Raw genomic sequence first — 24,541 nt, forward strand, 5'->3', positions numbered from 1 at the left:
ATATATGAGAAATTTTTAAACCAAAAATCATTCTAGCACGCACGCAAAATGGGCAATGATCATAAACGTATAATTTCATTTTTTCTCCTCAATAAATGGACTTTCACTCATTTCTCACACCTTACCGCAAATTTTTCCATCCGAAAATAAAAAACTTGAAGTTCATCACAGATTATTTTGCCAATTTCCTTTACCATTAAAGTGCAATTCAAGTTGAATATGGGAGGACTTATGTGGAAATCAATTTCTCAAGTTTTAGCCGAACATCTTGGTGCGTATTATTTTATCAAGCAAAAACGCAAAGTGCATACTGGCGAAATGCACGAGGCTTGGATTATTGATGATGGAATCCAACCTGTTTTTGTTAAAATTAATCAGAAATCCTACCGCTCTATGTTTCGTGCCGAAGCCGATCAGCTGGAATTACTAGCCAAAACAGGGACAAGTCAAGTACCGCAAGTTTACGGCGTAGGCTGTTCACAAAACCACAGTTTTCTACTGCTAGAAGCCCTTCCATTCAGCGAACCTAACGAACAATCAATGGCACAATTTGGCTCGCAATTAGCCAACTTGTACCAATGGGGCAATGCCGAGCATTACGGACTCGATTTTGACACTTGGCTTGGGCCAGTTTATCAGCCAAATGGTTGGTCAGATAATTGGGCAAAATTTTTCAGCGAACAACGCATTGGCTGGCAATTACAGATCTGTAAAGAGAAAGGGCTAGAATTTGCTAATATTGATGAACTGGTTTCATTAGTCGCCCACCGTTTAGCCAAGCATCAACCTAAACCGTCCTTATTGCACGGCAATCTTTGGATTGAAAACTGTGCGATGATAAATCACCAACCATTCATCTACGATCCCGCCTGCTACTGGGGTGATCGTGAATGTGATCTCGCTTTTAGCGAATTATTCCAACCTTTCCCCGAAAAATTCTATCAAAATTACCACCGCACTTTTCCGCTTGACGAAGGCTATCCACAACGAAAAAAAATTGGGGCTGTCCTAGATAACTAGACTAAACTCCCTTTAACCAATTGTTTTAAAATAGAAATTTGACTTTTTATGTTGCTGTAATTAAAACGCCATTCACATTCCTTTAAATAAAGCTCAAAATGCGCTTTTGGGATACCATTAAATTTGCGTAAATGGCGTTTTGCTTGGCTCCAAAAATTCTCAATTCCGTTAATGTGGTTATGATTTTCAGCAAAATGTGTGCTGTGATTGATACGAAAATGACTAAATTCACTCACATCAAGCACGTCATAACTACGATAATTATCGGTGTAAACAATACTATCAGGCTTTACCTGCTCCCGAATAATGGGTAACAAGGTGGCAGATTGCGTATTTGGAACCGCAACGGTATAAACCTTGCCATTGCGCTTGAGAAGCCCGAATACCGCAATTTTCCCTGCCGCACCACGACCACGTTTGCCTTTGCGAGCACCGCCAAAATAACTTTCATCGGCTTCAATTTCACCTTCAAACATCTCTAAGTGAAGGCTGTTTTGATAGATGAGTTGGCATAAACGATGAAAGTAATATGCGGCAGTCGTTTTGTTTACATTGACTAACTCTGCTGCTGTCCTTGCAGTAACACCTGCAACAAATAGCTCAATGAGTTTATTTTGTTTGTGCTGACTTAGACGACTTTTTCTCATTGGTTCATTCTAACCTAAATAGATTTTTTAGTTGTTATCTAGGACAGCCCCAAAAAATTTATCAGCTTTATTACTTATTGAATTTTAGTCATCGATTCTTTGGGCATTATGTGAAACTAGCAAAAAAAATAATCCAACAAATAAAAGAACAATAAAATTACTTCATAAGTACATTAAAGCTAAATTATACTATTTAATAACGGCTTTCTATTTTATCAATTTCAGAGTCACTACCACCAAATACACAGGGAGGTTCAACACCATAGGCCTTTATGCGTGTTAATTGAAGCAACCCCGTTAACAAATCAGCTGGCATTCTAATTGGATAAGCCTGATTAAGTAATTTTTTAACTCCATCAAGAGTAATCAAATACCCCGTAGTTTTGAACACCACTTTTTTTGAGGATTTAGATGGCGTTAAATAACGGGCAAGGCGATATCGTTCTGGCAAGCGACGAGTAAATGGAAAAATTTTTGCTTTACCGTGATCTAAAAATAGTATTTCCATAGATTTTGGTACTTTTTTTAATGCTTCAGTAACAATATTTTCAAAATATAAACTAACTATTGCATCATCTTCTAAAATAATCGCACTCTCTATCTTATTCTTAGCAATATACTCATATAATTTTATATGGCTCATTGCACAACCAATTTCGCCCAAAGTCATCGGTTTTTTAAAACCATATTTAAGTGAAAATTCAAAATCGATCTTATCTAGCTCTTCTTGAGCTAAGTTTTTTCCATATACTGCATCAAAAAGCTCAAATTGGAGCCCTAAATCAAATAATCGTGTCGAAATAAATTCTCTTCGTGAAGAATGTTTTAAGCTAATTACAAATATCGGTGGTAGCATTTGTTTGTTTGTTTGTTTGTTTAGCATTATAGTTTCCTATATTTAAATAATAAAACTTATATTTCCAATTTGTTATTTCTATTAAAGATATGAGCTAATAAAATTACTTATATCTTAATATCTTCAAGAATAAAAAATGCGGTAACAATATAAATTTAATCAATATCAAACCACTTTTTAGGAACACTTTCAGGATCAATCTCATTAATATCATTTTTATAGAATAGAATATCTACTTTTTCTGATATTGGCTTCCAGTGATTGAAGCTTTCCTCATCATCTTTATAAATCCCTATTATAGGTTTCTTAAATCCTGAAGCAATATGAACACTTGATGTATCAGTAGATAAAAGCTGCTTACACTTCTTAATCAATTCTATAGTATGAAAAATATTCTTTGTATTATGAACAAATACATTCTCATAAGCTTTAGATAAAGTAATTAATTTCTCCGTAACCTCAGGATAACTAAGCAAAATAAACTTTTTATTAGGAAGAATACTTGTTAAATAATTTAAATACCTTAGTATATTTTCATCATTAACTTTTTTTATTCTAGCTGCACCATAAAAATTTATGGCAATATAATTTTCAATTTGATGATCTTGTAAAAATAACTTAATTTCCTCCGCCTCCTTTTGGCTAAAAGGGACATCATAATTTACATCACTTACTAGAATACCTACTTTTTCTAATGCTTTCCTATATACCTCAGAAAAGTGTATATCTTGTTGAGATAGATTTAGGTTAAATAACTTATAATCTTCTTTATGAAATCCAAAATAATTTTTTGCTTTAATCAAGCGTAATAGGAGTAAATCACGATTACGTATCATAATGGTAGGATCGATAACTAGATCATAATGTTCTTTTCTAAGTTTTAACCCACACTTTATATAATCAAAAATATTCTTTTTCTTCACAAAATATAATTGATCAATATAGGGATTTTGCTCAAATAGATAAGCATTTTGCTTCGTACATACCACACCAATTTTAATCGTTGGATTAAAACGCTTTATTTCTCGGAATGCAAACGAACTCACAATGTAGTCCCCAATCTTCCCATCTTGCCGAAGAAAAAGAATACTGGCTGGCTGGCTGGCTGGCTGGCTGGCTGGCAAATTATCTAAAATTTTTTTATCAAGTAAAAGCTTTCCTGCTTTTAACCGGAATTTTCTTAATAAATGTTTCATATTATTCATAACGATTTTCTATTTTATCAATCTCAGAGTCATTACTTCCAAATACACAAGGAGGTTCAATGCCATAGGCTTTTATTCCTGTTAATTGAAGCAACCCTGTCAAGAAATCAGCCGGCATTCTAATTGGATAAGCCTGCTTTAACAATTTTTTCGCACCATTTAAAGTAATCAAATAAGCCGTGGTCTTAATAATACAACGTTTAGATTTTCTAGATGGAGAACGATATCTAGCTAAACGATAACGTTCTGGTAAACTACGCATTAAAGGCCATACTTTCGCTTTGCCATGATCTAAAAATAAAATTTCTTTAGATGACGAAAGTTTTTTTAAAGCCGCTCTTAAAATATCTTCAAAATAAAGTGATACAATTGCATCATCTTCAAGAATAATTGCTTCAGAAATAAACTCTCTTCGTGAAGAATGTTTTAAACTAATTACAAATATCGGTGGTATCGTTCGTTCGTTCGTTCGTTCGTTCGTTCGTTCGTTCGTTCGTTCGTTCGTTCGTTCGTTCGTTCGTTCGTTCGTTCGTTCGTTCGTTCAGCATTATAGCCTCCTATTTTTTGATAATAAAAACCTATTTTATATATTTATATTGATTTATATAAAACCTGAGTATTTCAAATTTCATTTACTTCAAATCTAAAAATCTTTCCCTCAATTGCTGCAGCTGATCCCGCACTGCAGCGGCTTTTTCAAATTCCAGATCTTGGGCGTGTTTGTACATTTGTTGTTCCAGTTTTTTAACTTGTTGCTGAAATTCCTTGGCGTTGAGCGGTTGGTAAAGTGCGGTCGGTTCTGACACTATTTTTTGTTTTTGTTTGCTTTTCGCTTTGTTATTTGTCGCACCTTGTCCGATGTCGAGCAATTCACCCACTTTTTTGTTTAATGCTTGCGGTACAATGCCCTGCTCTGCATTATATTTCATTTGTTTTTCGCGGCGGCGGTTGGTTTCTGTGATGGCTTTTTCCATTGATTTGGTGATGCTGTCCGCGTATAAAATGGCTTTACCATTTAAGTTTCTCGCAGCACGCCCAATGGTTTGGATTAGCGAACGTTCGGAACGCAAGAAGCCTTCTTTGTCCGCATCTAAAATAGCAACAAGGGACACTTCGGGAATATCCAGCCCTTCCCGCAATAAGTTAATTCCCACTAACACGTCGAATTCCCCTAAGCGGAGATCGCGGATAATTTCAACCCGTTCCACCGTGTCAATATCGGAATGCAAATAACGCACACGCACGCCGTGTTCTTCAAGGTAATCCGTGAGATCTTCCGCCATTCGTTTGGTGAGCGTGGTAACTAAAACGCGTTCATTTTTATCCGCTCTTTGTTTGGCTTCAGAAAGCAAGTCATCAACCTGAATGGCAACAGGGCGGATTTCAATTACAGGATCAAGCAAGCCCGTTGGTCGCACCACTTGATCGATAATTTCACTGCCCGATTTTTCTAATTCGTAAGGGCCAGGTGTGGCAGAAACATAAATCGTTTGCGGTGCTAAGCGTTCAAATTCTTCAAATTTTAATGGGCGGTTATCCAGTGCAGAAGGCAAGCGGAAGCCATATTCCACGAGCGTTTCTTTGCGTGAGCGGTCGCCACGGTACATTCCGCCGATTTGAGGAATGGTAACGTGCGATTCGTCAATAATCAATAAACCATCTGCGGGAATATAATCAAATAAAGTAGGTGGTGGCTCGCCTTCTTTACGCCCTGATAAATAGCGGGAATAATTTTCAATCCCTGAGCAGTAGCCCAATTCATTCATCATTTCAATGTCGAACTGTGTGCGTTGAGTTACGCGTTGCTCTTCCAGCAATTTATGTTCTTTGATGAAGTATTCTCGCCGTTGGGCTAACTCGATTTTGATTTGATCGATAGCCTCTAAAATCCTTTCACGAGGGGTGACATAATGCGTTTTCGGGTAGATCGTGTAGCGTGGCACAGCACCAAAATTTGCTCCAGTCAACGGATCAAATAAGCTGAGCCGTTCGATTTCGTCATCAAATAATTCAATGCGAATAGCTTGGTTATCCGATTCCGCAGGAAATATATCAATAATTTCACCACGTACGCGGAATGTTCCTCGTTGGAAAGCTTGATCATTACGGGTATATTGCAACTCCGCCAGTTTTGCCAAAATTTGACGCTGATTAATAATCGCTCCTGTTTGCAAATGCAACATCATTTTGAGGTAGCTATCCGGATCACCCAATCCATAAATAGCAGACACTGAGGCAACAACGATGGTATCGCGGCGTTCTAAAAAAGATTTCGTGGCAGACAATCGCATTTGTTCAATTTGATCATTAACTGAAGCATCTTTTTCAATAAAGGTATCACTACTCGGTACATAGGCTTCAGGCTGGTAATAATCATAATACGACACAAAATATTCCACCGCATTTTCAGGAAAGAAAGCTTTCATTTCTGCATAAAGTTGAGCGGCAAGGGTTTTATTTGGAGCGAGTAACATTGCTGGACGATTTAATTTTGCAATCACGTTGGCGATTGTGAACGTTTTTCCTGACCCCGTTACACCAAGTAGGGTTTGATGTGCTAAACCAGCATTAAGATTTTCACAGAGCATTTCGATCGCCTGTGGTTGATCACCTGAAGGTGAAAAATCAGAATGGAGAATAAAAGGTTTGCCCTTAATTTTGTTACTCATAAAAAATGCCTTGTCCCAAAAGTGCGGTTAATTTTAGCATAGTTTTTTGCTTTTTGCTTTTTGCTTTTTGCTTTTTGCTTTTTGCTTTTTGCTCAGAGTAAAAATTCAAGTTTTACACAGACTTAGATTTGTCAAGATTGAAATAGCAAAAAATATATATTTTTTTTGAAAATTTTTCTAGATTTTTTATAACTCATTGATAAATATCATAATGTTATTTTACAATCAATTTTATATCCAATACTAAAAATACCAGTTTTTACAAGGGATTGACGCATTTTTCAAATAAAAACTCACAGACTTATCCACAGGCTCTGTGGATATAAAAAAAGAACATAATTTTTCAAAAATTTTTTCATTCGCCTGTTGACAATGTAATGCGAGATCATTATCATCTGCGACCAATTCCTTGTGATACAGAATTATTCCTCCTTAGTTCAGTCGGTAGAACGGCGGACTGTTAATCCGTATGTCGCTGGTTCAAGTCCAGCAGGAGGAGCCAAATTTCTCTTTTTGGTGGTTTTTATTTGTCTCCTTTTATAAAAGCTATTGAATGCCAAAAGAGTTTAAAGCCCATATCCTCCTTATGGGCTTTTATTTTTTCTAAAATTCGCAATTCATTGTGTATAACCGCTAAAATAGGTGGTAATACAATCTACATTTTATATTTATAGGATATACAAATGCTTTTATCGATTCTCGCCATTGTTGTGGGATTACTCATCTTAGTTTGGAGTGCCGATCGCTTTATCGACGGAGCAGCCTCTCTTGCTCGCTATTTAGGAATGTCGCCTTTATTGATTGGCATCGTGATTATTGGCTTTGGCACGTCCGCCCCTGAAATTATGGTTTCTGCTCTCTCCGCCTTAAACCATAACCCCGGCATCGCCTTAGGAAACGCCTACGGATCTAACATTACCAATATCGCTTTAATTCTCGGCTTAACCGCAATGATTAAGCCAATTATGGTCAATTCGCAAGTGCTAAAAAAAGAATTGCCAGTCTTAATGCTGGTTACCTTACTTTCTGACCTATTAATTTATGATGCCACGATTTCTCGACTTGACGCACTGATTTTATTGACGGCGTTCACGCTCTATATGGGCTGGACAATTTGGCAAGGCAGAAAACAACCAAGCGACAGCCTCGAGCAAGACATTACAGAAGAATTGCAAGAAAAGCCGAAGATGTCATTGAAAACTGCTTTATTTTGGCTCGTTATTGGGCTTCTGCTATTGATGGGCAGCTCTCAGCTTTTAGTTTGGGGAGCAGTAAACATCGCCACATATTTAGGTGTGAGCGATTTAATCATCGGTTTAACCATTGTTGCCATCGGCACGTCCTTACCCGAATTAGCCGCTTCCATTATGGCTGCCAAAAAGAGCGAGCTAGATCTTGCAGTGGGAAATATCATCGGCTCAAACCTATTTAACACCCTTGCGGTTGTCGGTATCGCGGGGGCTATCAGCCCGATTACAGCCACGCCAGAAGTATTTAATCGTGATATGTTAGTGATGATCGCCTTAACCGCCCTGCTCTTTTTCTTCGGCTACGGCTTCAAAGACAACAACGGAAAAATCAACCGCATTGAAGGACTAATATTGTTTTTATGCTATGTAGCTTATAATTCTCTACTAATTTACACCGCACTTTAATTTTGGGGCTGTCCTAGATAACTAGACTAAACTCCCTTTAACCAATTGTTTTAAAATAGAAATTTGACTTTTTATGTTGCTGTAATTAAAACGCCATTCACATTCCTTTAAATAAAGCTCAAAATGCGCTTTTGGGATACCATTAAATTTGCGTAAATGGCGTTTTGCTTGGCTTCAAAAATTCTCAATTCCGTTAATGTGGTTATGATTTTCAGCAAAATGTGTGCTGTGATTGATACGAAAATGACTAAATTCACTCACATCAAGCACGTCATAACTACGATAATTATCGGTGTAAACAATACTATCAGGCTTTACCTGCTCCCGAATAATGGGTAACAAGGTGGCAGATTGCGTATTTGGAACCGCAACGGTATAAACCTTGCCATTGCGCTTGAGAAGCCCGAATACCGCAATTTTCCCTGCCGCACCACGACCACGTTTGCCTTTGCGAGCACCGCCAAAATAACTTTCATCGGCTTCAATTTCACCTTCAAACATCTCTAAGTGAAGGCTGTTTTGATAGATGAGTTGGCGTAAACGATGAAAGTAATATGCGGCAGTCGTTTTGTTTACATTGACTAACTCTGCTGCTGTCCTTGCAGTAACACCTGCAACAAATAGCTCAATGAGTTTATTTTGTTTGTGCTGACTTAGACGACTTTTTCTCATTGGTTCATTCTAACCTAAATAGATTTTTTAGTTGTTATCTAGGACAGCCCCTAATTTTTGCATTTGAGTTGATTGCACTTGATTTCATTTTAGAACAATCATAACTCTGCCGATACGCTTCACTTGCATTCCCAAGCTCAATATAGAGCTGACAGAATTTTTCTTGTTTTGGTGTCAACCCACGCCCTTTAGACGTGGACTTAACCCCGTCTTTCTTTGGCATAGGTTAATCCTTATTTAATTTCTCCAGTAATACGAATTTTAAACATTGGCACATATTCAGGGTTGTGGATATTCAGCAGTCCCTCAATAAAAAAGCCGATTTGATCTGCGACAGTTAAAACCCATTCAGGAATAAAATTAGCCGCCCCAATAATGGGGGCTTCACTATCAATATCTTTGACATAAACAGGAATACCCCAAAGCCATCCATAATGCGTGAAGCCTTCCTCAATCAATTTCTTTTTCGACTTATAAAGCATTCCCATTTGATTTACTCCACTCAATCACCCCACTTAACCGCCCCGCACAAATCTCACGTTCTTTCTGCACCACTCGCAAATAAATAATCGCATCACCATACGTTGAGCCGTTAAATGCGGTTTGCTGACAAGGGATTAAATAAATGCTCGGTGGTAGGTGATACTCTGTTTTAATTTTTGTGCTGCAACCGCTTAATAACATCATCAGGCAAAGGCTCGCGGCTACAATCCTGCCCTTTAATCCTTTTATAAATAACGCGAATATCTTCATCGGCTTTTTCTCGCTGTACTTGTTCAAGTGCGGTCTGTTTTTGTGTCGTTTTTCGTTCATCTTCGAGCTGTTTTGTTCTTTCTGCGAGATTATGGTTCAGTTGCTGTATGGTTTGAGCTTGCATTTGATTTTTGGCTCTCAAGCTACTTATCCTCTGCGACTGATACCAAACCCAACCACACAAGCCCAAAATCACGCATAACCACAACAGCGAGGAATATTTACGGATAAACGGCACGATGTAATTCAAAATGCGGGCCATCATAAAAACGTTCATCTTCACTTTTCCCATTACCGTTCCAATCTCCACCCCAGCGAATGGTGACATTTAATTCTTTGGCCGCTCGAAACATTGCCTTCGCAATTTCCTTAAATTTATCCCGTTCTGACCAAGGGATTTTTCCTTCAACCAGCGGGGCTAAATCCACCGCGTGACCGGTTAAATGACGGCTATTCATTGTTTTAGTTGCCCCTTGCTTAAAGAGTTGGGCTTGGCGTGCTTTTGTTCTTACCCCTTCAATCACCGCAAAATCAACGGTGCTATATTCAAGGGCTTTTCGCACGACCTTAACCAAATCACCGTGAACACCTTGTAAATGCTTTTCACTACGTTGGCTAAATTTAAACATCTTTTTCTACCCGTTTTTTTAACACCAGCATTAAATATTCACGGATTTTCTCCGCACCAATAAACCCAAGCATTCCCCCGATAAAGGTAGCTAGCCCCTCTGAAAAACCTAAATGATTTAACAGCGACATACTTGACAAGGTCAAAGCTCCACAAATTGCCCCATCCAATATCCGTTGGCGAAAACTCGTTTTCTGACGCAAAAAGGCAGCGCGTAGCAAAGACATAAAAAACGCCATCGTGAAACCCACAATGGCGTTGTAATTTTGATGAATATATGCCCCTAAAATAAGCCATATATTCGGATCGTTGTTTGGCATTTTCATCACTCCGCCTCCTTTTTGAGGCAATAAAAAGCCCACCTGTTACAGTGGGCTATAAGTTCTGCTAAGATAAAGTTTCCACACAATAAAATAGCAGAGGTTTAAAATGAAACTCGATAGAACTATACAAAAGGAAATATTATTAAAACTTGCTGAAACATATCATCATCCAAATGGAGAAAACTTAGTTCATTACATTAAAAATAAAAGAGAATATACTGGTTTTAATGAATACCCTTATGATTATATTGTCGCCAACTTATTTTATTTACAAGAACACCAACTTGTTGACGGTTTTTCTATAAAATATGCATTAGGTGGAACATCTATTGAAAATTTTTATCAGATTATGTGCCGTAAAACTCCGTCCTTCAGGGCGGGGAGGATGTCAAAGTGCAAGATTAACAAACAAAGGTGCGGATTTTTTACTTGACGATGGCGGACTTTCTGCAATTCTTGGCACTATTACAATAAAATTCCATGAGGATACAATTAAATCTATTTTATCAACCAAAATAGAATCATCTTCTCTTCCTAAAGAGGAAAAATCATCACTACTCAACATTTTAAAAGGGTTGAGCGGAAAAGCCCTAGAGCGGGTAATAACGAAATTGGTAGATCTTGGATTTGAGAATGCGGTTCAAGCAATCCCTCTGCTGAAAATAGCGTTTGAGTCCTTGCAGAAATCTGTTTCTTAAACACAAGATTTGCTATTAATTCACCTGACTGATTACGAATAGGTAATAAAACCTCTTCTAGTTCCTTTTTCTGGCAAGAGTTAGGAACGGAAAGCATTAATCTATCGTTTTCATCTATCCAAAGCTCTATACCTAAAAAAGTAAAAGGTTGAATAAAACCGCTTTCAGCTTTCATCATTCCTCCAATATTGAGCTTCTAAGTTTCAAATAAAAAGCCCCGACCGTTTCCGATCAGGGCTGTTAAAATTCATTCGTGCGTTTTAAACGTGCAAAACCGCACTATAGATAATATGGTAGTATTTTAATGCGCACTCGTCAAGCATTTTAGTGATAAGAAATAAATAATTCTGAACCACAAGCTTGAGCATATCGCAACAGTGTCATCATTGAAGCTCGGCTCGCATTCTTTTCTAATTTGCTAACTGCTGGTTGAGAAATCCCCATACGCTCAGCAACTTGAGAAACAGTTAAGCCCGCTTTTTGACGTAAAGATTTAAGCAAAAATTGTAATTCTTCAACTTTTCTCTCTTGAACATAAAGTACTTTAGTTTCCTCATCTTGCAGAAGTTTCTCTTTTACTGTTTTATAACTTACTGGCTTAACTTTCATCGGTCATCTCCTCTAATCGCTTAAATGCTAATTCAATTTCACTTACTGGTGTTTTCTGGGACTTTTTCACAAAGGTACGCAAAATATAAATTTTTTGCCCCACAGCAAAGGCAAAGAATGTGCGTGAGATGTCTTTACTCCCTGCTCTTAATTCAAATAAACCATCTCTGATTGGTCTTGTATGAGGAAAGCGAAGCAAATTACCTTGCGATTCCAGTTTATCTAATGCATTTAATACCTTAGCTTTCATTGCGGGCGTTAAATGCTCAATTTCAGATACTGCCTCTGGGTGAAAAAACAATTCGAACATCATTATTTACACATATATTATAAACTATGAGTTATTATACAATACGTTTACACCATAACTCAAGAGTTATATTTAAGCAATAAAAACACACTCATTTTGACTTAACATTAGCATCAGTGATGTTTCTGCTATTTTTAAGCGTTCAAAATAAGTGCGGCGACCAATCCCAAACCTCTCCAAAATCCCAACCCGCACTGGCACACGATTTCGATCATATTCTGTATAAAGCGGCAAACGGTAAGCATAAGTTGCCATAAATAAATCGTAAAGCTCAGGTGTTGCTTTACGCATCACTAGCACGCAACGCTCGATTTCCTCAGCTAACGACTCACTAATGGGATCAACTCGTCTTTTGCTCTCATCAATCGGCGTGGGAATGCTCACCGAAAGGCAAGGATATTCCGTGCCTAATCTAGGCGTTGCCCAGTACCCCCATTGTGTGCAGACTTTTTTAATATCGTTAAAAACTAATTCCATTGCTTCCCTCGCTTTTCTAATAACTTCACTTTCCGCTCAAAAATCCGCTTAATCCGCCTTAAATCCTCATCGCTATAATGTCTTGGGCGTTGATCGCTTTCGATTTCTCGCACCTTTTCGATTCCCAAACGCTCAATCAGCCCTACGCGATATTCGTGGTAATTTCCGCCCAACCATCGATTGCAGCGTTTGCATTGACCAAAAATATTAAGCGTATAAAACCGCAAGTGCGGGGCTGAACCACGGCTACGATAATGCCCCGCATCAAATCCCCCACCTAATTTCTCGCTAATCAACGGCGTACCGCACGAGATACATTCCTTGTTCTCATCTCGCACACGGATATATTTATTCACCGCACTTTGAGCTTCAGCAATGAGCTGATGATGCGTTTTCAACCGCTCTTTTACTGCTCGAATTTTCGCGTTTTCTAACCGCACTTTTTCACGCTCCGCTTTTTCCCGCTGCTTCGCCTGCTTCAGCCTCGCCAACGCCACCCCACATTCAGGGCTACACCACCCTCGAAAACTGTCATAGGTTTCAAAACGTTCACCACAGATTTTGCATTTTCGTTTAAATTTTTTTCGCATTAATAACTAAAAACCTCTTGATTTGTGTGTATATTTGCGTATAGTTGTTCTCGATTAAGACGACAAGGAGGAAGCATGCACTCACGCGACTTAATCAAGGAGCTTAAAAATGCCGGTTGCACGTTTGTTCGGCACGGTAAAGGCGATCACCAGATTTGGCAGTCGCCCATTACAGGAAAAATATTTCCCGTACCACACCCCAAGCAACACGTTCCAATCGGCACATTAAGATCCATTAAAAAATCGGCAGGGCTGTTATAGCTCTGCCGAGCTAATCCATAAGGAGCGACTATGTTATTTACTATCGGCATTGAAACCCCTGATAACGAAAATGAGGCTTACGGCATTGCCGTGCCAGTATTATTTACAGATAAATACGCTTGCATTAGTGCAGCAGATACCCTTGAAGAAATCCCTATTCAAGCTACAGACGCCATTCATTCCATCTTAGAAATGATGTTTGAAGACGGCACAAATATCAGTGAGCTTCAAGATAAAGGCTATAAGCACTACCAAACCTTAGAAGACTTTAACTACTGCGATACTTGGTTACTGCTTGATGTGGATATTTCCGCTTATCAAGGCAAACGCCACCGTATTAATATCAGCTTGCCCGAATATCTCATCAAACGCATTGATAGCCGTGTAGCAAGCAACCCAATTTACAAAGATCGTAGTCATTTTTTAGCCATTGCTTCACAAAAAGAGCTACGAGAATAATCCCCCTACGCTTGACATTCTCCTCGGTCAAGCGTAGGATTTACCACAGGTCTCAAAAGCCTTACAAACAGCGGTAATTCACCCCGTTAGCGTGATTTTTTTGTATCTGGGTTTCTCCTATTTCTCATACCTGATACAAAAACAACAATTTAAATCAATGATCGACAGTGCGAGGAATACAACACCGCAAGGGAATAACTCCGCCAGACTGAACACTGGTTTTGAGCTGTCGATCACCCTAATAAACTAGGGATTTCTCTCAAAAGGAAATGTTCAATGAAAAACTTAACCATTCTTAACACTCAAATCCGCACTTTAGATAATCTCTATTCTCTTAATGATTTGCATCGTGCAAGCGGTAGTTCAGATAAACATCGCCCAACTTTATTTATGAGAAATCAGCAAACTAAAGAACTTATTGCTGAAATAAATTCCCAAAGATCAAATTCGATCTCTGGGCAATTACCTTCCATTCCTGCCAGTAAAATTATCCGTGGCGGTTGTGATACTACCATTCGAGGTTACTGGGTCTGCCAAGAACTCGTTATCGCCTATGCTGCGTGGATCAGTGCCGCTTTTCATCTCAAAGTTATTCGTGCATTTATGGCAATTAACGGTATCAACACACAACCCCAACAAATCGCCTTGCCTGAGCCAGAGCCAATGATTCAAGTGCCAATGACAGAAAAAGAACTCAACCAACTCATCAACGTCTGGTTCTTATTCACTCGCTTTGCCGAAAGCGTGCAACACTTCCTCAATAAAGTGCGTGATTTGCTCAACATCAATCTTTATCAGCACGCTGACAACGATTTACACCGCTGTAACAAAGCCATTCAAGACACCAAACCACTCATTAAACGGCTTATACAGCTTCACCAAAAGCACAAAAACAAATCCACTGCACGCCTGCACTATCACGGCGATTTCTAAAAACTCCCCAAAATCCAACCGCACTTCGGTGCGGTTTTTGTTATACTTATCCACAGGGAGGACAAAATGTTAGATTTATTCAAAAAACCAATTGAAATTGAAACCCTTGATGATTGGGCGAAAATTGCCGCCGACATCACCAAAGTTGCAATTTTAGCGTTTCCTGTTATTCTGTATGGAAATGATCCAATTTATTTAAAAATCATCAACACAGTTTTACTCGTTTTTGCTGTCTATTTTGGGCTTGCAGGCACTCGCCACTTAAGACGGATAAAACTAAGTAAGAAGGAGGAAAAACAATGAACCTAACCTTTGCCCTAGCAGGGTTTGCTCTAATGATGTTTCTGTTCGCGTTCTTCGTACAAAAATACATTAAATAATCCCCTTACCAACCGCTCTTTTGAGCGGTTTTTAATACCCGTAAAACCCTTGCTTGTCGCTAAATCTCACGCCTTGTTCTGCAGCCCACGCCTGAATATATTCAATCAAGCTCGCCAACCGCTTTACGCCCATTTGTGCGGTGCTTTCACGCAAATTTACCACTTCACCCTCAAAGCCAATCGCCATCTCCGCTTGCTCGCCAGTGGCAATTTTATGTCCGCTCACAAAAAGCATTTTCCACGTTTCCAATGTTTGCTTCTTGCCGTTAAAGGTACATTGCTTGGCAATATCCGTTAGCATTGCGTGGAGTTTTGCATTCTGTGCTAACGTACGCGTTAAGGGCTTTATTTCCACCACTACGGGGTTTTTATCATCTAAGGTAAGGGAATGTATTACCCCAATCGCATTCGCCTGTATGCGTGCGTTACGCAAGAAAAAGCGTTGTTTAGTTTCCATACCCACCGCACTTCACAAAATCTAACGTAACCGAACGCTGTACAAAATCCTCCATTGCTGGATCGAACACTACGACCATTTGCCCTTTGGTGTTGCCTTTGATTTCTTCGCCCGTGATAGGGTGAATAAAATTAATGCGACCACCAACAATATCAATCACCTCATTTGCCACATTGTGGATATGGTTTTGATACCATTGCGTTGATTTATCGTTATTGAGTAACATCACCACTAAATGCCCAGCATCTCGCAAGCGTTTAGCTTGTTTGACGAACGGTGTAACGTCTGAGTAAGGTGGATTAACGAAAATAGAACAATGCCCAAAACCTGACTCTAAATCTAACCAGATTTCATCTGTCAAAAATGATTTTGTCCATTCAATATCCTGATCTGGCCCAAGATAATAAGGCAGTTTTGCATTATTTTTCGTAGCACAACCATCTAAATCAAAATTAAATCGCTTATTTAGCCAGTCAAAAACATATTTCGGCGTGCACCAGGTATCACGGTCAAATTGCTGTTCGGTCATCACTTTCTCTCCAATTCATCAAGACTAAAAAAAACCACAAGATTTTGTGCGGTTCACCCACACAAATTCCCCCATACGATCGTGTTTAGCTTCTTTCAGCTTCCCTTCGCAGCGGAATCTATCGTCTGAATATTCACCAATAAAAGCATTCACAGGTTGTCTATCCCATAAATCCGACAGTTCTCCACCGCACTTCGGGCATTTGTATGAGGTCATTTTCTGTAGCTCTCCCAATCAAAATTTATCACTGCACCTTTACCTTCCCGCATTCGATCAATGATTCTCTCACCGACATATCTGCTCAATTCATCTTCCGATAGGTTGCTGATTAAAATTGTTGGTTTCATTTGCTCATAACGCTCATTGATGATTTCAAATAAAATGATCTTTTCCGATTCAGAGCCAAATTGAACGCCTACCTCATCAATGATAAGTAAGTCCTTATCTGTGTAGATCTCCATTACTTCATTCTCGGTTAAAGAGGAATTTTTATCCCAAGTTGATTTTACTTTGCGGATAATTCTTAACGCTGTAGTTATCAGCACTTCGTCTTGATGTTGTTCGATAATGTGATGAGCAATCGCACTAGCAAGATGATTTTTCCCTGTGCCAGGTTTCCCACAAAGAATTAACCCTCCGCCGACTGATTTGCGATCTATCCATTTGGCTGCATAAGCTTCGCAAAAACGTTTAGCTTTACGGTTATATTCGGTTTCGTGATAATTACTAAAACAAGCCTGTTCAAAACGTTTGGCAATGCCAGAAGTCTTTTTTAATACGTTAATGTTATGCTCACGTTCCGTTTGTTCCTGACGCGCTTTCTCAGCCTCAAGTTTAAGAATTTTTTCTTTGAGGCATTGAGGACATTGCGTTTTTGACTCAATCCCCCCCCATAGGAAAGTGTATTTTTCGATAAAATTGGCGATACGATCCGTGCTTTTCACAGTCAGCAATTTGTTCTTTCACTTCGGCATTTTCGACTTCGGCATTTTCGACTTCGGAATTAAACCCCTCTAAAGCATTTTTCAATTCCTTTTGCAGGCCTTCTAGCGTTACTTTAAACATTAACAAAATCCTCCGCCCATTCTGGTGTTTTGGTTTCCCCGTATATTTTTTTTGCAAATCCACTGTGTGCATCTGGCTTGTTATTCAACGAATTTGGCAATGCTTTCACATTTTCAGGTTGTGAATAATCATCTTCCCAACGGCGGTTGTTCAGGTATGTTGTCGGATGTAATTTTTCAAAACCGAACTGCCCAAGTGAAAATCGCCTGCGAATATCCAAAACGAGCATATCGGTAAACTCACGAATGGATTTACCTGATGACTTAAACGCGGTGCCAAAACTTTTTAGTGCTTTTGCACGGTTAACTTTAACCAAGCCTGCCTGCCAGAAATCGGCAAAACACAGCTCAAATTCAGATTGTTCAGCGGAGTTTTTTTTATTTATTTTTTTATTGTTATTTTGAGTAGTGTTTTTATTGTTATTTTGTGTGTGAACTTTTTTCACAGGATCTTGTGAACTTTCTTCACAGGTGAACTTTCTTCACTAGTGAACTTTTTACACAGGTTAGGCGTGAAAACATTCACCCCTCTTGCCCCTTTTTGGCGAGTTAATAACCCGATTTCCGTTAAATGATTGCAGGCATCAATCACAGCTCTGTTGCTCAACCCTGTCACTTCCATTAACTGGCTAATAGAAATCGCATCACAATCTTTGTTCCAGCCTTTTGTTTTACGCACAATCACTAAGTAACATTTAAGTTCTGAACCAGTTAAATCGCAGATTAAGCCATCAACCACTGCATTAGGAAGCTGGAATGAATTTGGGATAAATTGGTTACTCATAGCCCCACCGCCTTATCTTGTGTAAATTCACCGTTCCAATTTGCTTTCATCGGCAAATTGCCTTTCACATACCATTCATAGAGCTTTGCTGCTCCTTTCTTTAACAACACGGGTTTATAAGCGATAAATGGATCTTTACCGTGTTGAGAAATTTCTGTGGTTTCTTCCGTGAGATATTGATCTCGGGCGTAGGACTTAACGCGTTTTGTTCGGTTATCTTGATACAGCCAGTTTTTGCCAATCAAAAACTCACCCACTTTTAACGCATTAACCCCATTCAACCCTTTCACAAATTCAAATGGAGAAATTCCATTGCGGAAATAACTTTCCATCGAAGCGATTTGTTCAGATTTTTGTTGATTTTCCAACAACGCCTGTTGCTCTCGAACCAATGCCCGCTGCTCGCGTTCTTTTGCGTCCGCCCAAGCCCGAGCGGCAGCAACAGGATCGCTAAAGTTAGGCAAAAGTGCGGTGCTTTGTTGTTGATTTTCTAGCTCTTGCCAACGATCAACGATTGCCGCTGTAAATTCTGGAGACAAGCGAGCAACGATAACAAGACTATCTCGCTTGTCTGAAAGATATTCTGTATAAAATTGATTATTTTGATTGTGTTGGTATTGATGGGGTGTCGTATTTTTTAGGACACCCCCTTTAATCAAATCACGAACAAGTTTTAATACATTGTCGTGGCGTTTTTCGCATAGCTCCGCAATCTCACGACTGCTCATTTTTATGCTTGCATTTTGTTCCGAAATTATTGATAATCTGCTCATAGATAATTCCTTTTTAATGAATTACCACCGTTGCTGCGGTGGTTTTTTATTGCTTATGAATAGCAATCGCCACTTCGATCGCTTTTGCCGTGGTCTGTTGTGATTTGTGCAATAACTTATGCAACACATCTTGCTCTTCCTGCGTCAGTACGCCGTCGCTCAAAAACTCGTTGAGCTTGGCAAATAAAATCCCACGCTCTGCCAGTTCTTGCAGTTGTAACTGCGATAGCTCGACTAAGTCAGTTTCGTTTTCGTTCGGTACAGCAAAACTCACCTTGCCTAAACGCCGATTGATTTCATCCGACCAATTACTTACGCCATATTCAAGCTCAATGGCAATCAATTCTTCGCAGGTGAAACGCTGTCCTTTCGTTTGATACAAGCGGTTATTCAATGCCTGCTCTGTCATACCAAGAAAGCCCGCAACGGCTGCTTTTCCGCCTTGGCACTTTTCTATCATTTCAATAATCGTTTTCTTCATTGCCATAAATTCCTTGTGGATTTTGTGGTTTTGTTTTTGGGTGGGGTTGGTAAATTAATCCTGAAATTCTGGGAAAAGCTCTCTTTTAGATAGCCCTGTTACTTCTTTCCACTTATCAGCAGAAATATCTTGCGTAGAGATTCTTCCCCTAGATTTTTTCATTCTATAAATGAATTGAGAATTTTTGCCTAGAGCTTTGGCAAGTTTGGCTTGTGAGCCTACAGCCAAGATTGCTTTTTCTATCGGTGTCATAAATAACCTCAACTATAAATTTAATCATAATCAACAAATGATAAATTAATTGTTTGTCTTTGTAAATATTCAGTTTATTGAAAAACTAAATAATTTATTTAATCTATGCAAAATCAAAACAAGGAGAAGTAAATGGAAAGTTTGGATCATCAAGAAGTAGAATTAAGTCTGAAAGATCAGCTCGTGATTCAGCGTTTAGAGCAAATGGTTAGAGAAATTGGAAGCAAAATCGGATTAGCAAAAATAGCAGATGTATCTCCTCAAGCCGTAAATAACTGGTTTAAGAATGGCAAGGTCAGTGTTGATTCAGCGCTAAAGTTACACAAGCACTTTGGCTATCCTGTTGAGTGGATATTAGGAAAGGATAATAGCGATAATTCAGTTATATCTGGTAATAAATCACTAAATGTCGTTGGTACAACAATGAATGGCGGTTTGGTAAATCAAGTAAATAATGAAGGCTCTTTGTGTGCGGAAGATTTGGTTGAGATCAAAGCTCAATTGGCACGCCTTGAGACTAAATTGGATCTATTGCAGCGTATTGAAACTAAAATTGATGTAATACTAATGCAGAAAGAGAAATGAAAAATATAGCCAAACGAATTAAAGAAATCAGAGAGCAAAAAGGTATATCGAGAGAGGATCTTGCTGACAACCTACATATCCCAGTTGAAGCGCTTATTGGTTACGAAGAAGGCTTAACAAAATTATCTACTGACCTAATCAGTGAGTTTGCTTTTGCTCTTGAGGTGAGTGAGGATTATCTGAGAGTTGGTGACAGCCAAAATAATACTCTAAATAGCATACAAAACTCTGAGCTGGATAACTCAACCATTACAACGACACATTCAACTAATACGACAACAAATAATTATTACGCCGAATCTCCATCTCAAGAAAGAGATGGAGATAATTCCACCTCTAAATTAGAGGCAATCGAAAAAATGCTCTCTACGGATAAAGAGGATAGAAATAGGCTAAGAGCCCAACTAGATAGAGTTGAGCAAAAACTAGATACGGTTATCCAACATTTACTGCGCATAGGCTAGTCTGGAGTGGCGGTTGAGTATCGACAGGTATTGTAACTGTTAACAGGTATTGTAACTGTTATATGGGGCATAAAATGAAAGAACACGATCAATTCCTTGTTGGGCTGTTGAAAGAAGCACTAAGTCGTACAGAACTAACCAGAGCCGAACAAAAGTCTTATTTAGAAAGTTTGCTGCGGGAATTTGAGCCAGCATCTTTACGGAATCTAATCACCTGTATGCTATCCATTGAATTGGAGAATCTACATCAGTTTGCTGATGTGGTAGTAGGTGAAGATAAAGGTGGGGCATAGGCTGGGGTTGTCAATTAAGGAAAGGATAGAAATGAATAAAGTAACCTTCATTCGAGAAAGAATGGAGATGGGAATAACTAGTCCGTTTATTTGCCAGGTTGAAAATGGACAGTGGTTTGTCGTAAAAACAACGGCAATGATGCCAATGGAGCAACTATTAGCAGAAACAATAGGAACCGCATTAGCAATTGAAATAGGCCTGCCTTGCCCTCCATTCTGTTTTGTTGATATACCTAAGCAGGCAAGTGAATACACTTCACCAGAATGGCAACCAATGCTCCCTGCAGGATTGGCTTTTGCTTCCGAACATATTGCCCAAGCAAAAGTGGCCAAAACAGTGCAAGCTAAAAATCCTCGCTATTTCCCCGAAGATTTACAAAAGTTACTTTATATGTTTGACCGCTGGATTCTTAATTCGGATAGAGCCGCTTCAAACATAGGCACTGGAAATATCAATTTACTATTTAATGAATGGCAGCAGAAGATTTTTGTGATCGATCATAACCTTGCATTTGACGAATGTGCGACATTCGATGAACATATTTTTGCACCTGCTAATAGAGACTGGAAATTGGATTGGGTTGATAAACAGCTCTTTACAGATAAAGCCATTGACATTTTGAATAACTTTGATCATATTTACCAAAATATACCTGATAAATGGTTCTTGCTTGATGATGAAAATCAAGAGATAGACGACTGTATCAGCAAAATAAAAACATTATTAAATCGAATTAATGAAGAACATTACTGGGACGACATCGAATGAAACAACCAATACTATATAGCTTTGTAAGGTTTAAGCCTTACTTTGAAACTGGCGAGTTCGTCAATGTTGGATTATTGATGTGCGAGCCTGAAAAACGCCAACTTACTTATCGACTCGTTGCAAAAAATGACAAACGCGTGAATGATTTTTTCTATCGTAGTAAGATATTTGCAAGTGTACGCGATACGATTAACGAAGAATTACACTACATTACAGAACAAGCATTTGATTTTACACCACAAGAAATGGCACGCTTTTTCCATCACTATACTGATGTTAAGGAAGGTATCATTCAATATAGTAATGCTGCAGTAGGTTTAGTTGAAAATCCACAAGATTACTTTAACGATCTCTATACAAGATATATCCATCTGTGTGGCGTAAAATCCGATAACCAAGAAAGTATAATGGTTCAACGCTTTAAAGCACTTTTTAGGGCAGAAAATGATGAAATTCTGCAGAGCTACAAGGAATATACGGTAGCAGGGGAATTAACAAAATTCAAATTGCCCCTTGCATTAAAAAATGAAGGTGAAAAAGAAATCCTAAAAGCGGTTAAACCCTTGGCCTTTGATCAAATTGAAAGTCCAAGTATGATTGAACATTGCGATAATTGGGTATCAAAAATCAATCGCGCAGATGAAGAAGGGTTGTTGAAGAAAGAAAACATTCTTTTTACACTTGATACTGCTGATACGGCAAATAAAATCAATGTCCTGAATGTAATTAAACGTACGTTTGATCGGTTTAACATTCGGCATATTGATTGGAATAATAATAGCGATTTGATTGCCTTTGCTAAAAATGTCTAATAAAAACCGCCCTCTCGGCGGTTTTCTTTTGCCCAAATCTTGCTTATCCCTACTCAAATCGTGCTTAAATCCATAAACTACAATCATTTCAATCTGTTAGATAATCAACCTTTCCTTGCTTAACCATTTTCGTAACGCCACGAAAATGGTATCAAACTACACTAATTTTATTTAATTCACGCCTAGAAAAAGCTGAATTTTCAACTATAACTTATTGAAACCAAAACAAATCACCTAAAACATTATCTTGAATGCAACCATTTTACTAACTGTAATGGCTATCAACCTCTTTTATTTGTTCATTTTTCTATTCAAATTTCAGAAAAAACCTCCTTTATTGAATAAAAAACAAGCAATTAAACAAAATTTATCAATTTATTTTTCTTTAAAAATCAATAGTATATTTATCTTTTTAATAAATTTTACGTTTACTAAATAAATTAAATATTTACAAAGCATTAAATTTTTGATTTAATGAACACATCAAAACAAAACAACGTTTAATGCTCTTTAACAATCAAGATGAAATAAAAAGCCCTGCGGTAACAGGGCTTGGATAATTAAACTTCGCGAACAGGTGTTTGTCGGTTAGTGTCCATAACAAGCCCGATACAATGTAAGCAGTTTTGTTTGATCGTATAACCTTCACTTTGAGCTATAGGTTCGTGATTGGCGGCTTTTAGTCGCCAATACCACTGACCATTAACACCTTTGAAAATTTCAAAATACATAGAGGTAACTCCTTATGCAAAACGAAATGAAACGCTATGCAATTTCTTACTTCTTCAAAGGGAAGAAGTGGTGTTCAGATGTCTACGCCAACTCATTTGAAGAAGCACAAGAAAAAGTCAAAGCAATGTCCCAAGCAACTATTGATGGTGAGCTTTACTGTTCAATATATGTTCCAGTCAAGCCACAATCACGCATTGCAAGGTTGCTTTTAAAGCTACTACATAAATTTAGCTAATTCAATATTTCATCTTGGTGATGATGCTCTTTAACAATTTAGATAAAACACCTTGTCGCCTGATGGTGAGTAGTTAGTCAAAGCGTGGAAGACCCTATAGCACCACCGCTACAACAGCATTATGCCCAATAAGGGAAACAGACATAATCCGACAAGGTGTTTAGGTGAAAGCTGGTCGCACATAATAAGGTGCAAGGGAGTAGCCGAAAAGAACAGTAGGACTTTTTGATTATTTTTGACCGATCCGATGACTCGTAGTGAGGTTGAAAGGAATGTTGAAGCAAGGGCGAGGTAACTACCAAAGCGGAATTAACGAAAAAATAATCTAGCAAACGCGGCTATAAGGGCGTGACAGCTTGGAGAGACGAGACAGCACTCATTCAAAACCGCATTCTTAGTCGCTCGTTTTTAGTCTTTTTTCCTCGTGGCTTTGAGTGTGGTTCTGAATGAGAAAGGAGAAACTCAATGAAAAAATATGAATTAACCGATGAATATATCGAGATCGGACTTACAACTAAAATTAAACTCTATCGCATAAAAGCTTTAGTAGCAATCGCATCAATCGGCGTTAGTGCTGGTGATTTGGGTGGATATGTCGAGAAAGAGTCAAACTTAGATCAGAGTGGTAATGCCTGGGTGTACGGTAATGCCGTGGTATACGGTAATGCCGAGGTGTACGGTAATGCCAAGGTGTACGGTAATGCCAAGGTGTACGGTGATGCCGTGGTGTGTGAAAGATCTGATATTGTCTGGTTTTCAAACGTGGGTACGGAGTACGGTACATTAACCGTATTTAAAACTAAGCAAGGAGTATTGTGGGCTACTAGAGGCTGTTTTAGTGGCTCTGTTGAGGAGTTTTTGAAAAAATCCGCGGAAGTTCACGATGAAAAAACAAAACGAGAATATCAGCTTTTGATTGAAGTCGCTAAATCAAGGTTGAACAACTAATACGCCCACACGGAAGGCGTTAAACCCCGTGCAGACATAAATACTCCTAGGTTGCCCACTGTAACAGGTGGGCTTTTTTATTTGACACCGCCCCGCTCTTATATTAGGATATAACCACTTTCAAACGAAAGTCGGGATCGCAGTCCTGAATATACGAGGTGGTGAGTAATGGCTGCCTAAATGGTGGCTTTTTTTATAGCCGAAAATCAGCAAATCTA

40 protein-coding genes, 1 tRNA gene and 4 pseudogenes are annotated in these 24,541 nt (G+C 38.6%); 16 read left to right on the plus strand and 29 right to left on the minus strand.

Annotation, left to right across the window (positions count from 1 at the left end; all coding sequences use genetic code 11):
- Positions 1-13: 13 nt before the first annotated feature.
- Positions 14-79, minus strand: a pseudogene (locus DXZ23_RS16125) (glutaredoxin); the annotation flags it as partial.
- A gap of 152 nt (positions 80-231) precedes the next feature.
- Between DXZ23_RS16125 and DXZ23_RS05715 the strand changes: the two are divergent.
- Positions 232-1,020 (plus strand): fructosamine kinase family protein, encoded by a 789-nt coding sequence (locus tag DXZ23_RS05715; protein ID WP_017806483.1) that lies wholly within the window; start codon positions 232-234, stop codon positions 1,018-1,020.
- On the opposite strand, the gene DXZ23_RS05720 is transcribed toward DXZ23_RS05715, so the two are convergent.
- The gene (locus DXZ23_RS05720) at positions 1,017-1,667 is read right to left on the minus strand and encodes an IS1595-like element ISHpa1 family transposase (protein WP_017805439.1); all 651 of its coding nucleotides are present in this window, start codon (positions 1,665-1,667) and stop codon (positions 1,017-1,019) included. The two genes, DXZ23_RS05715 and DXZ23_RS05720, sit on opposite strands and share 4 nt — an antisense overlap.
- Between DXZ23_RS05720 and DXZ23_RS05725 the strand changes: the two genes are divergently transcribed.
- Positions 1,667-1,822, plus strand: coding sequence for a fructosamine kinase family protein (locus DXZ23_RS05725; RefSeq protein ID WP_114995452.1), 156 nt, complete (start codon positions 1,667-1,669; stop codon positions 1,820-1,822). The genes DXZ23_RS05720 and DXZ23_RS05725 overlap by 1 nt on opposite strands.
- Before the next feature lie 38 nt (positions 1,823-1,860).
- Here the strand turns inward: DXZ23_RS05725 and DXZ23_RS05730 are convergent, their stop codons facing one another.
- The 4 genes and pseudogenes from DXZ23_RS05730 to uvrB all read right to left on the minus strand — a co-directional run bounded on the left by DXZ23_RS05730 (position 1,861) and on the right by uvrB (position 6,397).
- Positions 1,861-2,550 carry a glycosyltransferase family 25 protein gene (locus tag DXZ23_RS05730; RefSeq protein WP_017806482.1) on the minus strand — a complete coding sequence of 230 codons (690 nt, stop codon included), beginning with the start codon at positions 2,548-2,550 and terminating at the stop codon, positions 1,861-1,863.
- A 128-nt stretch (positions 2,551-2,678) separates the two neighbouring features.
- Positions 2,679-3,728 carry a glycosyltransferase family 9 protein gene (locus DXZ23_RS05735; protein WP_017806481.1) on the minus strand — a complete coding sequence of 350 codons (1,050 nt, stop codon included), beginning with the start codon at positions 3,726-3,728 and terminating at the stop codon, positions 2,679-2,681.
- Positions 3,721-4,131, minus strand: a pseudogene (locus DXZ23_RS05740) (glycosyltransferase family 25 protein); the annotation flags it as partial. The gene DXZ23_RS05735 and the pseudogene DXZ23_RS05740, both read right to left, overlap by 8 nt.
- Positions 4,132-4,360: 229 nt before the next feature.
- Entirely contained in the window at positions 4,361-6,397 is a 2,037-nt protein-coding gene (uvrB, locus tag DXZ23_RS05745; RefSeq protein ID WP_017806479.1) for an excinuclease ABC subunit UvrB, read from the minus strand.
- 426 nt (positions 6,398-6,823) lie between these two features.
- On the opposite strand from uvrB, the gene DXZ23_RS05750 reads away from it, so the two are divergent.
- A tRNA-Asn gene (locus DXZ23_RS05750) sits at positions 6,824-6,899 on the plus strand.
- 181 nt (positions 6,900-7,080) lie between these two features.
- Positions 7,081-8,052 carry a calcium/sodium antiporter gene (locus tag DXZ23_RS05755; protein ID WP_017806477.1) on the plus strand — a complete coding sequence of 324 codons (972 nt, stop codon included), beginning with the start codon at positions 7,081-7,083 and terminating at the stop codon, positions 8,050-8,052.
- Positions 8,053-8,073: 21 nt separating this feature from the next.
- Here DXZ23_RS05755 and DXZ23_RS05760 read toward each other — a convergent pair.
- From DXZ23_RS05760 to DXZ23_RS05790, 7 genes and pseudogenes are all read right to left on the minus strand, one after another.
- Positions 8,074-8,724, minus strand: a pseudogene (locus DXZ23_RS05760) (IS1595-like element ISHpa1 family transposase).
- A 58-nt stretch (positions 8,725-8,782) separates the two neighbouring features.
- Positions 8,783-8,947 (minus strand): annotated as a pseudogene (locus tag DXZ23_RS05765) (terminase small subunit); the annotation flags it as partial.
- Positions 8,948-8,957: 10 nt separating this feature from the next.
- The gene (locus DXZ23_RS05770; RefSeq protein ID WP_021723600.1) at positions 8,958-9,212 is read right to left on the minus strand and encodes a hypothetical protein; all 255 of its coding nucleotides are present in this window, start codon (positions 9,210-9,212) and stop codon (positions 8,958-8,960) included.
- Positions 9,196-9,411 (minus strand): Rz1-like lysis system protein LysC, encoded by a 216-nt coding sequence (gene lysC, locus DXZ23_RS05775; RefSeq protein WP_046097555.1) that lies wholly within the window; start codon positions 9,409-9,411, stop codon positions 9,196-9,198. Before lysC ends, DXZ23_RS05770 begins: the two co-directional genes overlap by 17 nt.
- Positions 9,377-9,742 carry a DUF2570 family protein gene (locus DXZ23_RS05780; protein ID WP_228523718.1) on the minus strand — a complete coding sequence of 122 codons (366 nt, stop codon included), beginning with the start codon at positions 9,740-9,742 and terminating at the stop codon, positions 9,377-9,379. Before DXZ23_RS05780 ends, lysC begins: the two co-directional genes overlap by 35 nt.
- Complete coding sequence (locus DXZ23_RS05785) at positions 9,699-10,106, minus strand: M15 family metallopeptidase (RefSeq protein WP_017807118.1); 408 nt, start codon at positions 10,104-10,106, stop codon at positions 9,699-9,701. Before DXZ23_RS05785 ends, DXZ23_RS05780 begins: the two co-directional genes overlap by 44 nt.
- Entirely contained in the window at positions 10,099-10,431 is a 333-nt protein-coding gene (locus DXZ23_RS05790; protein ID WP_017807585.1) for a phage holin, lambda family, read from the minus strand. Before DXZ23_RS05790 ends, DXZ23_RS05785 begins: the two co-directional genes overlap by 8 nt.
- Positions 10,432-10,534: 103 nt before the next feature.
- Here DXZ23_RS05790 and DXZ23_RS05795 point away from each other — a divergent pair, with 103 nt between their 5' ends.
- Complete coding sequence (locus tag DXZ23_RS05795) at positions 10,535-10,861, plus strand: hypothetical protein (protein ID WP_017807584.1); 327 nt, start codon at positions 10,535-10,537, stop codon at positions 10,859-10,861.
- A gap of 125 nt (positions 10,862-10,986) precedes the next feature.
- Here DXZ23_RS05795 and DXZ23_RS05800 read toward each other — a convergent pair whose 3' ends face one another.
- From DXZ23_RS05800 to DXZ23_RS05820, 5 genes are all read right to left on the minus strand, one after another.
- Complete coding sequence (locus DXZ23_RS05800; protein WP_147277873.1) at positions 10,987-11,304, minus strand: hypothetical protein; 318 nt, start codon at positions 11,302-11,304, stop codon at positions 10,987-10,989.
- A gap of 146 nt (positions 11,305-11,450) precedes the next feature.
- Positions 11,451-11,735, minus strand: coding sequence for a helix-turn-helix domain-containing protein (locus tag DXZ23_RS05805; RefSeq protein ID WP_017806469.1), 285 nt, complete (start codon positions 11,733-11,735; stop codon positions 11,451-11,453).
- Entirely contained in the window at positions 11,725-12,048 is a 324-nt protein-coding gene (locus DXZ23_RS05810) for a type II toxin-antitoxin system RelE/ParE family toxin (RefSeq protein ID WP_017806468.1), read from the minus strand. Before DXZ23_RS05810 ends, DXZ23_RS05805 begins: the two co-directional genes overlap by 11 nt.
- 69 nt (positions 12,049-12,117) lie before the next feature.
- The gene (locus DXZ23_RS05815) at positions 12,118-12,522 is read right to left on the minus strand and encodes a hypothetical protein (RefSeq protein WP_017806467.1); all 405 of its coding nucleotides are present in this window, start codon (positions 12,520-12,522) and stop codon (positions 12,118-12,120) included.
- Positions 12,513-13,112: a recombination protein NinG gene (locus DXZ23_RS05820; RefSeq protein ID WP_017806466.1), complete on the minus strand. Its 600-nt coding sequence runs from the start codon at positions 13,110-13,112 to the stop codon at positions 12,513-12,515. Before DXZ23_RS05820 ends, DXZ23_RS05815 begins: the two co-directional genes overlap by 10 nt.
- Before the next feature lie 75 nt (positions 13,113-13,187).
- Between DXZ23_RS05820 and DXZ23_RS05825 the strand changes: the two genes are divergently transcribed.
- From DXZ23_RS05825 to DXZ23_RS05840, 4 genes are all read left to right on the plus strand, one after another.
- Complete coding sequence (locus tag DXZ23_RS05825) at positions 13,188-13,373, plus strand: type II toxin-antitoxin system HicA family toxin (RefSeq protein ID WP_017806465.1); 186 nt, start codon at positions 13,188-13,190, stop codon at positions 13,371-13,373.
- Positions 13,374-13,403: 30 nt separating this feature from the next.
- Entirely contained in the window at positions 13,404-13,832 is a 429-nt protein-coding gene (locus DXZ23_RS05830; RefSeq protein WP_017806464.1) for a type II toxin-antitoxin system HicB family antitoxin, read from the plus strand.
- Positions 13,833-14,108: 276 nt separating this feature from the next.
- A complete protein-coding gene (locus tag DXZ23_RS05835) occupies positions 14,109-14,765 on the plus strand; it encodes a KilA-N domain-containing protein (RefSeq protein WP_021724365.1) in 657 nt (218 codons plus the stop codon).
- 66 nt (positions 14,766-14,831) lie between these two features.
- A complete protein-coding gene (locus tag DXZ23_RS05840; RefSeq protein ID WP_017806462.1) occupies positions 14,832-15,068 on the plus strand; it encodes a hypothetical protein in 237 nt (78 codons plus the stop codon).
- A gap of 108 nt (positions 15,069-15,176) precedes the next feature.
- Here the strand turns inward: DXZ23_RS05840 and DXZ23_RS05845 are convergent, their stop codons facing one another.
- From DXZ23_RS05845 to DXZ23_RS05885, 10 genes are read right to left on the minus strand one after another with little or no spacing between them, the layout of a single operon-like run.
- Complete coding sequence (locus tag DXZ23_RS05845; protein ID WP_017806461.1) at positions 15,177-15,602, minus strand: recombination protein NinB; 426 nt, start codon at positions 15,600-15,602, stop codon at positions 15,177-15,179.
- Complete coding sequence (locus DXZ23_RS05850; RefSeq protein ID WP_017806460.1) at positions 15,592-16,131, minus strand: DNA N-6-adenine-methyltransferase; 540 nt, start codon at positions 16,129-16,131, stop codon at positions 15,592-15,594. Before DXZ23_RS05850 ends, DXZ23_RS05845 begins: the two co-directional genes overlap by 11 nt.
- 24 nt (positions 16,132-16,155) lie before the next feature.
- Entirely contained in the window at positions 16,156-16,347 is a 192-nt protein-coding gene (locus DXZ23_RS05855) for a hypothetical protein (protein WP_017806459.1), read from the minus strand.
- Positions 16,344-17,075: an ATP-binding protein gene (locus tag DXZ23_RS05860; RefSeq protein ID WP_021724368.1), complete on the minus strand. Its 732-nt coding sequence runs from the start codon at positions 17,073-17,075 to the stop codon at positions 16,344-16,346. Before DXZ23_RS05860 ends, DXZ23_RS05855 begins: the two co-directional genes overlap by 4 nt.
- Positions 17,011-17,196, minus strand: a complete 186-nt coding sequence (locus tag DXZ23_RS15855; RefSeq protein ID WP_243398552.1) for a hypothetical protein — start codon at positions 17,194-17,196, stop codon at positions 17,011-17,013. Before DXZ23_RS15855 ends, DXZ23_RS05860 begins: the two co-directional genes overlap by 65 nt.
- The gene (locus DXZ23_RS05865; RefSeq protein WP_017806457.1) at positions 17,189-17,641 is read right to left on the minus strand and encodes a hypothetical protein; all 453 of its coding nucleotides are present in this window, start codon (positions 17,639-17,641) and stop codon (positions 17,189-17,191) included. Before DXZ23_RS05865 ends, DXZ23_RS15855 begins: the two co-directional genes overlap by 8 nt.
- Positions 17,638-17,979, minus strand: a complete 342-nt coding sequence (locus DXZ23_RS05870; RefSeq protein WP_017806456.1) for a replication protein — start codon at positions 17,977-17,979, stop codon at positions 17,638-17,640. The genes DXZ23_RS05865 and DXZ23_RS05870 overlap by 4 nt, the downstream gene beginning before the upstream one ends.
- Complete coding sequence (locus DXZ23_RS05875; RefSeq protein WP_017806455.1) at positions 17,976-18,752, minus strand: Rha family transcriptional regulator; 777 nt, start codon at positions 18,750-18,752, stop codon at positions 17,976-17,978. The genes DXZ23_RS05870 and DXZ23_RS05875 overlap by 4 nt, the downstream gene beginning before the upstream one ends.
- A 46-nt stretch (positions 18,753-18,798) precedes the next feature.
- Positions 18,799-19,239 carry a YmfL family putative regulatory protein gene (locus DXZ23_RS05880; RefSeq protein WP_017806454.1) on the minus strand — a complete coding sequence of 147 codons (441 nt, stop codon included), beginning with the start codon at positions 19,237-19,239 and terminating at the stop codon, positions 18,799-18,801.
- A gap of 48 nt (positions 19,240-19,287) precedes the next feature.
- Positions 19,288-19,485, minus strand: coding sequence for a helix-turn-helix domain-containing protein (locus DXZ23_RS05885; protein ID WP_017806453.1), 198 nt, complete (start codon positions 19,483-19,485; stop codon positions 19,288-19,290).
- A 132-nt stretch (positions 19,486-19,617) separates the two neighbouring features.
- Here DXZ23_RS05885 and DXZ23_RS05890 point away from each other — a divergent pair, with 132 nt between their 5' ends.
- From DXZ23_RS05890 to DXZ23_RS05910, 5 genes are all read left to right on the plus strand, one after another.
- A complete protein-coding gene (locus tag DXZ23_RS05890; RefSeq protein WP_017806452.1) occupies positions 19,618-20,070 on the plus strand; it encodes a helix-turn-helix domain-containing protein in 453 nt (150 codons plus the stop codon).
- Entirely contained in the window at positions 20,067-20,534 is a 468-nt protein-coding gene (locus DXZ23_RS05895) for a helix-turn-helix domain-containing protein (protein ID WP_017806451.1), read from the plus strand. The genes DXZ23_RS05890 and DXZ23_RS05895 overlap by 4 nt, the downstream gene beginning before the upstream one ends.
- Before the next feature lie 74 nt (positions 20,535-20,608).
- Positions 20,609-20,827, plus strand: a complete 219-nt coding sequence (locus DXZ23_RS05900; protein ID WP_017806450.1) for a hypothetical protein — start codon at positions 20,609-20,611, stop codon at positions 20,825-20,827.
- Positions 20,828-20,858: 31 nt separating this feature from the next.
- The gene (locus tag DXZ23_RS05905) at positions 20,859-21,596 is read left to right on the plus strand and encodes a HipA family kinase (RefSeq protein WP_017806449.1); all 738 of its coding nucleotides are present in this window, start codon (positions 20,859-20,861) and stop codon (positions 21,594-21,596) included.
- A complete protein-coding gene (locus DXZ23_RS05910; RefSeq protein ID WP_026138546.1) occupies positions 21,593-22,408 on the plus strand; it encodes a DUF3037 domain-containing protein in 816 nt (271 codons plus the stop codon). The genes DXZ23_RS05905 and DXZ23_RS05910 overlap by 4 nt, the downstream gene beginning before the upstream one ends.
- Positions 22,409-22,968: 560 nt before the next feature.
- Here DXZ23_RS05910 and DXZ23_RS05915 read toward each other — a convergent pair.
- Entirely contained in the window at positions 22,969-23,139 is a 171-nt protein-coding gene (locus DXZ23_RS05915) for a YegP family protein (RefSeq protein ID WP_017806447.1), read from the minus strand.
- Positions 23,140-23,153: 14 nt separating this feature from the next.
- On the opposite strand from DXZ23_RS05915, the gene DXZ23_RS05920 reads away from it, so the two are divergent.
- Together DXZ23_RS05920 and DXZ23_RS05925 are read left to right on the plus strand one after the other, a co-directional pair.
- Positions 23,154-23,375, plus strand: a complete 222-nt coding sequence (locus DXZ23_RS05920) for a hypothetical protein (protein WP_017806446.1) — start codon at positions 23,154-23,156, stop codon at positions 23,373-23,375.
- Positions 23,376-23,840: 465 nt separating this feature from the next.
- The gene (locus DXZ23_RS05925; RefSeq protein ID WP_103846589.1) at positions 23,841-24,323 is read left to right on the plus strand and encodes a hypothetical protein; all 483 of its coding nucleotides are present in this window, start codon (positions 23,841-23,843) and stop codon (positions 24,321-24,323) included.
- The last annotated feature ends 218 nt before the right edge of the window (positions 24,324-24,541 follow it).

This window comes from Avibacterium paragallinarum (assembly GCF_900450705.1).
Taxonomy (GTDB): Bacteria; Pseudomonadota; Gammaproteobacteria; order Enterobacterales; family Pasteurellaceae; genus Avibacterium; species Avibacterium paragallinarum.

What these genes read in the sequence shown, in the direction of transcription:
- DXZ23_RS05825 (WP_017806465.1), top strand. Translation starts at nt 13,188, where the DNA reads ATGCACTCACGCGACTTAATCAAGGAGCTTAAAAATGCCGGTTGCACG.
- DXZ23_RS05900 (WP_017806450.1), top strand. Translation starts at nt 20,609, where the DNA reads ATGAAAGAACACGATCAATTCCTTGTTGGGCTGTTGAAAGAAGCACTA.
- DXZ23_RS05830 (WP_017806464.1), top strand. Translation starts at nt 13,404, where the DNA reads ATGTTATTTACTATCGGCATTGAAACCCCTGATAACGAAAATGAGGCT.
- DXZ23_RS05850 (WP_017806460.1), bottom strand. Translation starts at nt 16,131, where the DNA reads ATGACCGAACAGCAATTTGACCGTGATACCTGGTGCACGCCGAAATAT.
- DXZ23_RS05735 (WP_017806481.1), bottom strand. Translation starts at nt 3,728, where the DNA reads ATGAATAATATGAAACATTTATTAAGAAAATTCCGGTTAAAAGCAGGA.
- DXZ23_RS05835 (WP_021724365.1), top strand. Translation starts at nt 14,109, where the DNA reads ATGAAAAACTTAACCATTCTTAACACTCAAATCCGCACTTTAGATAAT.
- DXZ23_RS05720 (WP_017805439.1), bottom strand. Translation starts at nt 1,667, where the DNA reads ATGAGAAAAAGTCGTCTAAGTCAGCACAAACAAAATAAACTCATTGAG.
- DXZ23_RS05905 (WP_017806449.1), top strand. Translation starts at nt 20,859, where the DNA reads ATGAATAAAGTAACCTTCATTCGAGAAAGAATGGAGATGGGAATAACT.
- DXZ23_RS05870 (WP_017806456.1), bottom strand. Translation starts at nt 17,979, where the DNA reads ATGAGTAACCAATTTATCCCAAATTCATTCCAGCTTCCTAATGCAGTG.
- DXZ23_RS05915 (WP_017806447.1), bottom strand. Translation starts at nt 23,139, where the DNA reads ATGTATTTTGAAATTTTCAAAGGTGTTAATGGTCAGTGGTATTGGCGA.
- lysC (WP_046097555.1), bottom strand. Translation starts at nt 9,411, where the DNA reads ATGATGTTATTAAGCGGTTGCAGCACAAAAATTAAAACAGAGTATCAC.
- DXZ23_RS05795 (WP_017807584.1), top strand. Translation starts at nt 10,535, where the DNA reads ATGAAACTCGATAGAACTATACAAAAGGAAATATTATTAAAACTTGCT.
- DXZ23_RS05910 (WP_026138546.1), top strand. Translation starts at nt 21,593, where the DNA reads ATGAAACAACCAATACTATATAGCTTTGTAAGGTTTAAGCCTTACTTT.
- uvrB (WP_017806479.1), bottom strand. Translation starts at nt 6,397, where the DNA reads ATGAGTAACAAAATTAAGGGCAAACCTTTTATTCTCCATTCTGATTTT.
- DXZ23_RS05895 (WP_017806451.1), top strand. Translation starts at nt 20,067, where the DNA reads ATGAAAAATATAGCCAAACGAATTAAAGAAATCAGAGAGCAAAAAGGT.
- DXZ23_RS05820 (WP_017806466.1), bottom strand. Translation starts at nt 13,112, where the DNA reads ATGCGAAAAAAATTTAAACGAAAATGCAAAATCTGTGGTGAACGTTTT.
- DXZ23_RS05790 (WP_017807585.1), bottom strand. Translation starts at nt 10,431, where the DNA reads ATGAAAATGCCAAACAACGATCCGAATATATGGCTTATTTTAGGGGCA.
- DXZ23_RS05840 (WP_017806462.1), top strand. Translation starts at nt 14,832, where the DNA reads ATGTTAGATTTATTCAAAAAACCAATTGAAATTGAAACCCTTGATGAT.
- DXZ23_RS05810 (WP_017806468.1), bottom strand. Translation starts at nt 12,048, where the DNA reads ATGATGTTCGAATTGTTTTTTCACCCAGAGGCAGTATCTGAAATTGAG.
- DXZ23_RS05815 (WP_017806467.1), bottom strand. Translation starts at nt 12,522, where the DNA reads ATGGAATTAGTTTTTAACGATATTAAAAAAGTCTGCACACAATGGGGG.
- DXZ23_RS05730 (WP_017806482.1), bottom strand. Translation starts at nt 2,550, where the DNA reads ATGCTAAACAAACAAACAAACAAACAAATGCTACCACCGATATTTGTA.
- DXZ23_RS05780 (WP_228523718.1), bottom strand. Translation starts at nt 9,742, where the DNA reads ATGATGGCCCGCATTTTGAATTACATCGTGCCGTTTATCCGTAAATAT.
- DXZ23_RS05770 (WP_021723600.1), bottom strand. Translation starts at nt 9,212, where the DNA reads ATGGGAATGCTTTATAAGTCGAAAAAGAAATTGATTGAGGAAGGCTTC.
- DXZ23_RS05875 (WP_017806455.1), bottom strand. Translation starts at nt 18,752, where the DNA reads ATGAGCAGATTATCAATAATTTCGGAACAAAATGCAAGCATAAAAATG.
- DXZ23_RS05800 (WP_147277873.1), bottom strand. Translation starts at nt 11,304, where the DNA reads ATGATGAAAGCTGAAAGCGGTTTTATTCAACCTTTTACTTTTTTAGGT.
- DXZ23_RS05805 (WP_017806469.1), bottom strand. Translation starts at nt 11,735, where the DNA reads ATGAAAGTTAAGCCAGTAAGTTATAAAACAGTAAAAGAGAAACTTCTG.
- DXZ23_RS05715 (WP_017806483.1), top strand. Translation starts at nt 232, where the DNA reads ATGTGGAAATCAATTTCTCAAGTTTTAGCCGAACATCTTGGTGCGTAT.
- DXZ23_RS15855 (WP_243398552.1), bottom strand. Translation starts at nt 17,196, where the DNA reads ATGTTTAAAGTAACGCTAGAAGGCCTGCAAAAGGAATTGAAAAATGCT.
- DXZ23_RS05755 (WP_017806477.1), top strand. Translation starts at nt 7,081, where the DNA reads ATGCTTTTATCGATTCTCGCCATTGTTGTGGGATTACTCATCTTAGTT.
- DXZ23_RS05880 (WP_017806454.1), bottom strand. Translation starts at nt 19,239, where the DNA reads ATGGCAATGAAGAAAACGATTATTGAAATGATAGAAAAGTGCCAAGGC.
- DXZ23_RS05785 (WP_017807118.1), bottom strand. Translation starts at nt 10,106, where the DNA reads ATGTTTAAATTTAGCCAACGTAGTGAAAAGCATTTACAAGGTGTTCAC.
- DXZ23_RS05890 (WP_017806452.1), top strand. Translation starts at nt 19,618, where the DNA reads ATGGAAAGTTTGGATCATCAAGAAGTAGAATTAAGTCTGAAAGATCAG.
- DXZ23_RS05855 (WP_017806459.1), bottom strand. Translation starts at nt 16,347, where the DNA reads ATGACCTCATACAAATGCCCGAAGTGCGGTGGAGAACTGTCGGATTTA.
- DXZ23_RS05920 (WP_017806446.1), top strand. Translation starts at nt 23,154, where the DNA reads ATGCAAAACGAAATGAAACGCTATGCAATTTCTTACTTCTTCAAAGGG.
- DXZ23_RS05885 (WP_017806453.1), bottom strand. Translation starts at nt 19,485, where the DNA reads ATGACACCGATAGAAAAAGCAATCTTGGCTGTAGGCTCACAAGCCAAA.
- DXZ23_RS05845 (WP_017806461.1), bottom strand. Translation starts at nt 15,602, where the DNA reads ATGGAAACTAAACAACGCTTTTTCTTGCGTAACGCACGCATACAGGCG.
- DXZ23_RS05925 (WP_103846589.1), top strand. Translation starts at nt 23,841, where the DNA reads ATGAAAAAATATGAATTAACCGATGAATATATCGAGATCGGACTTACA.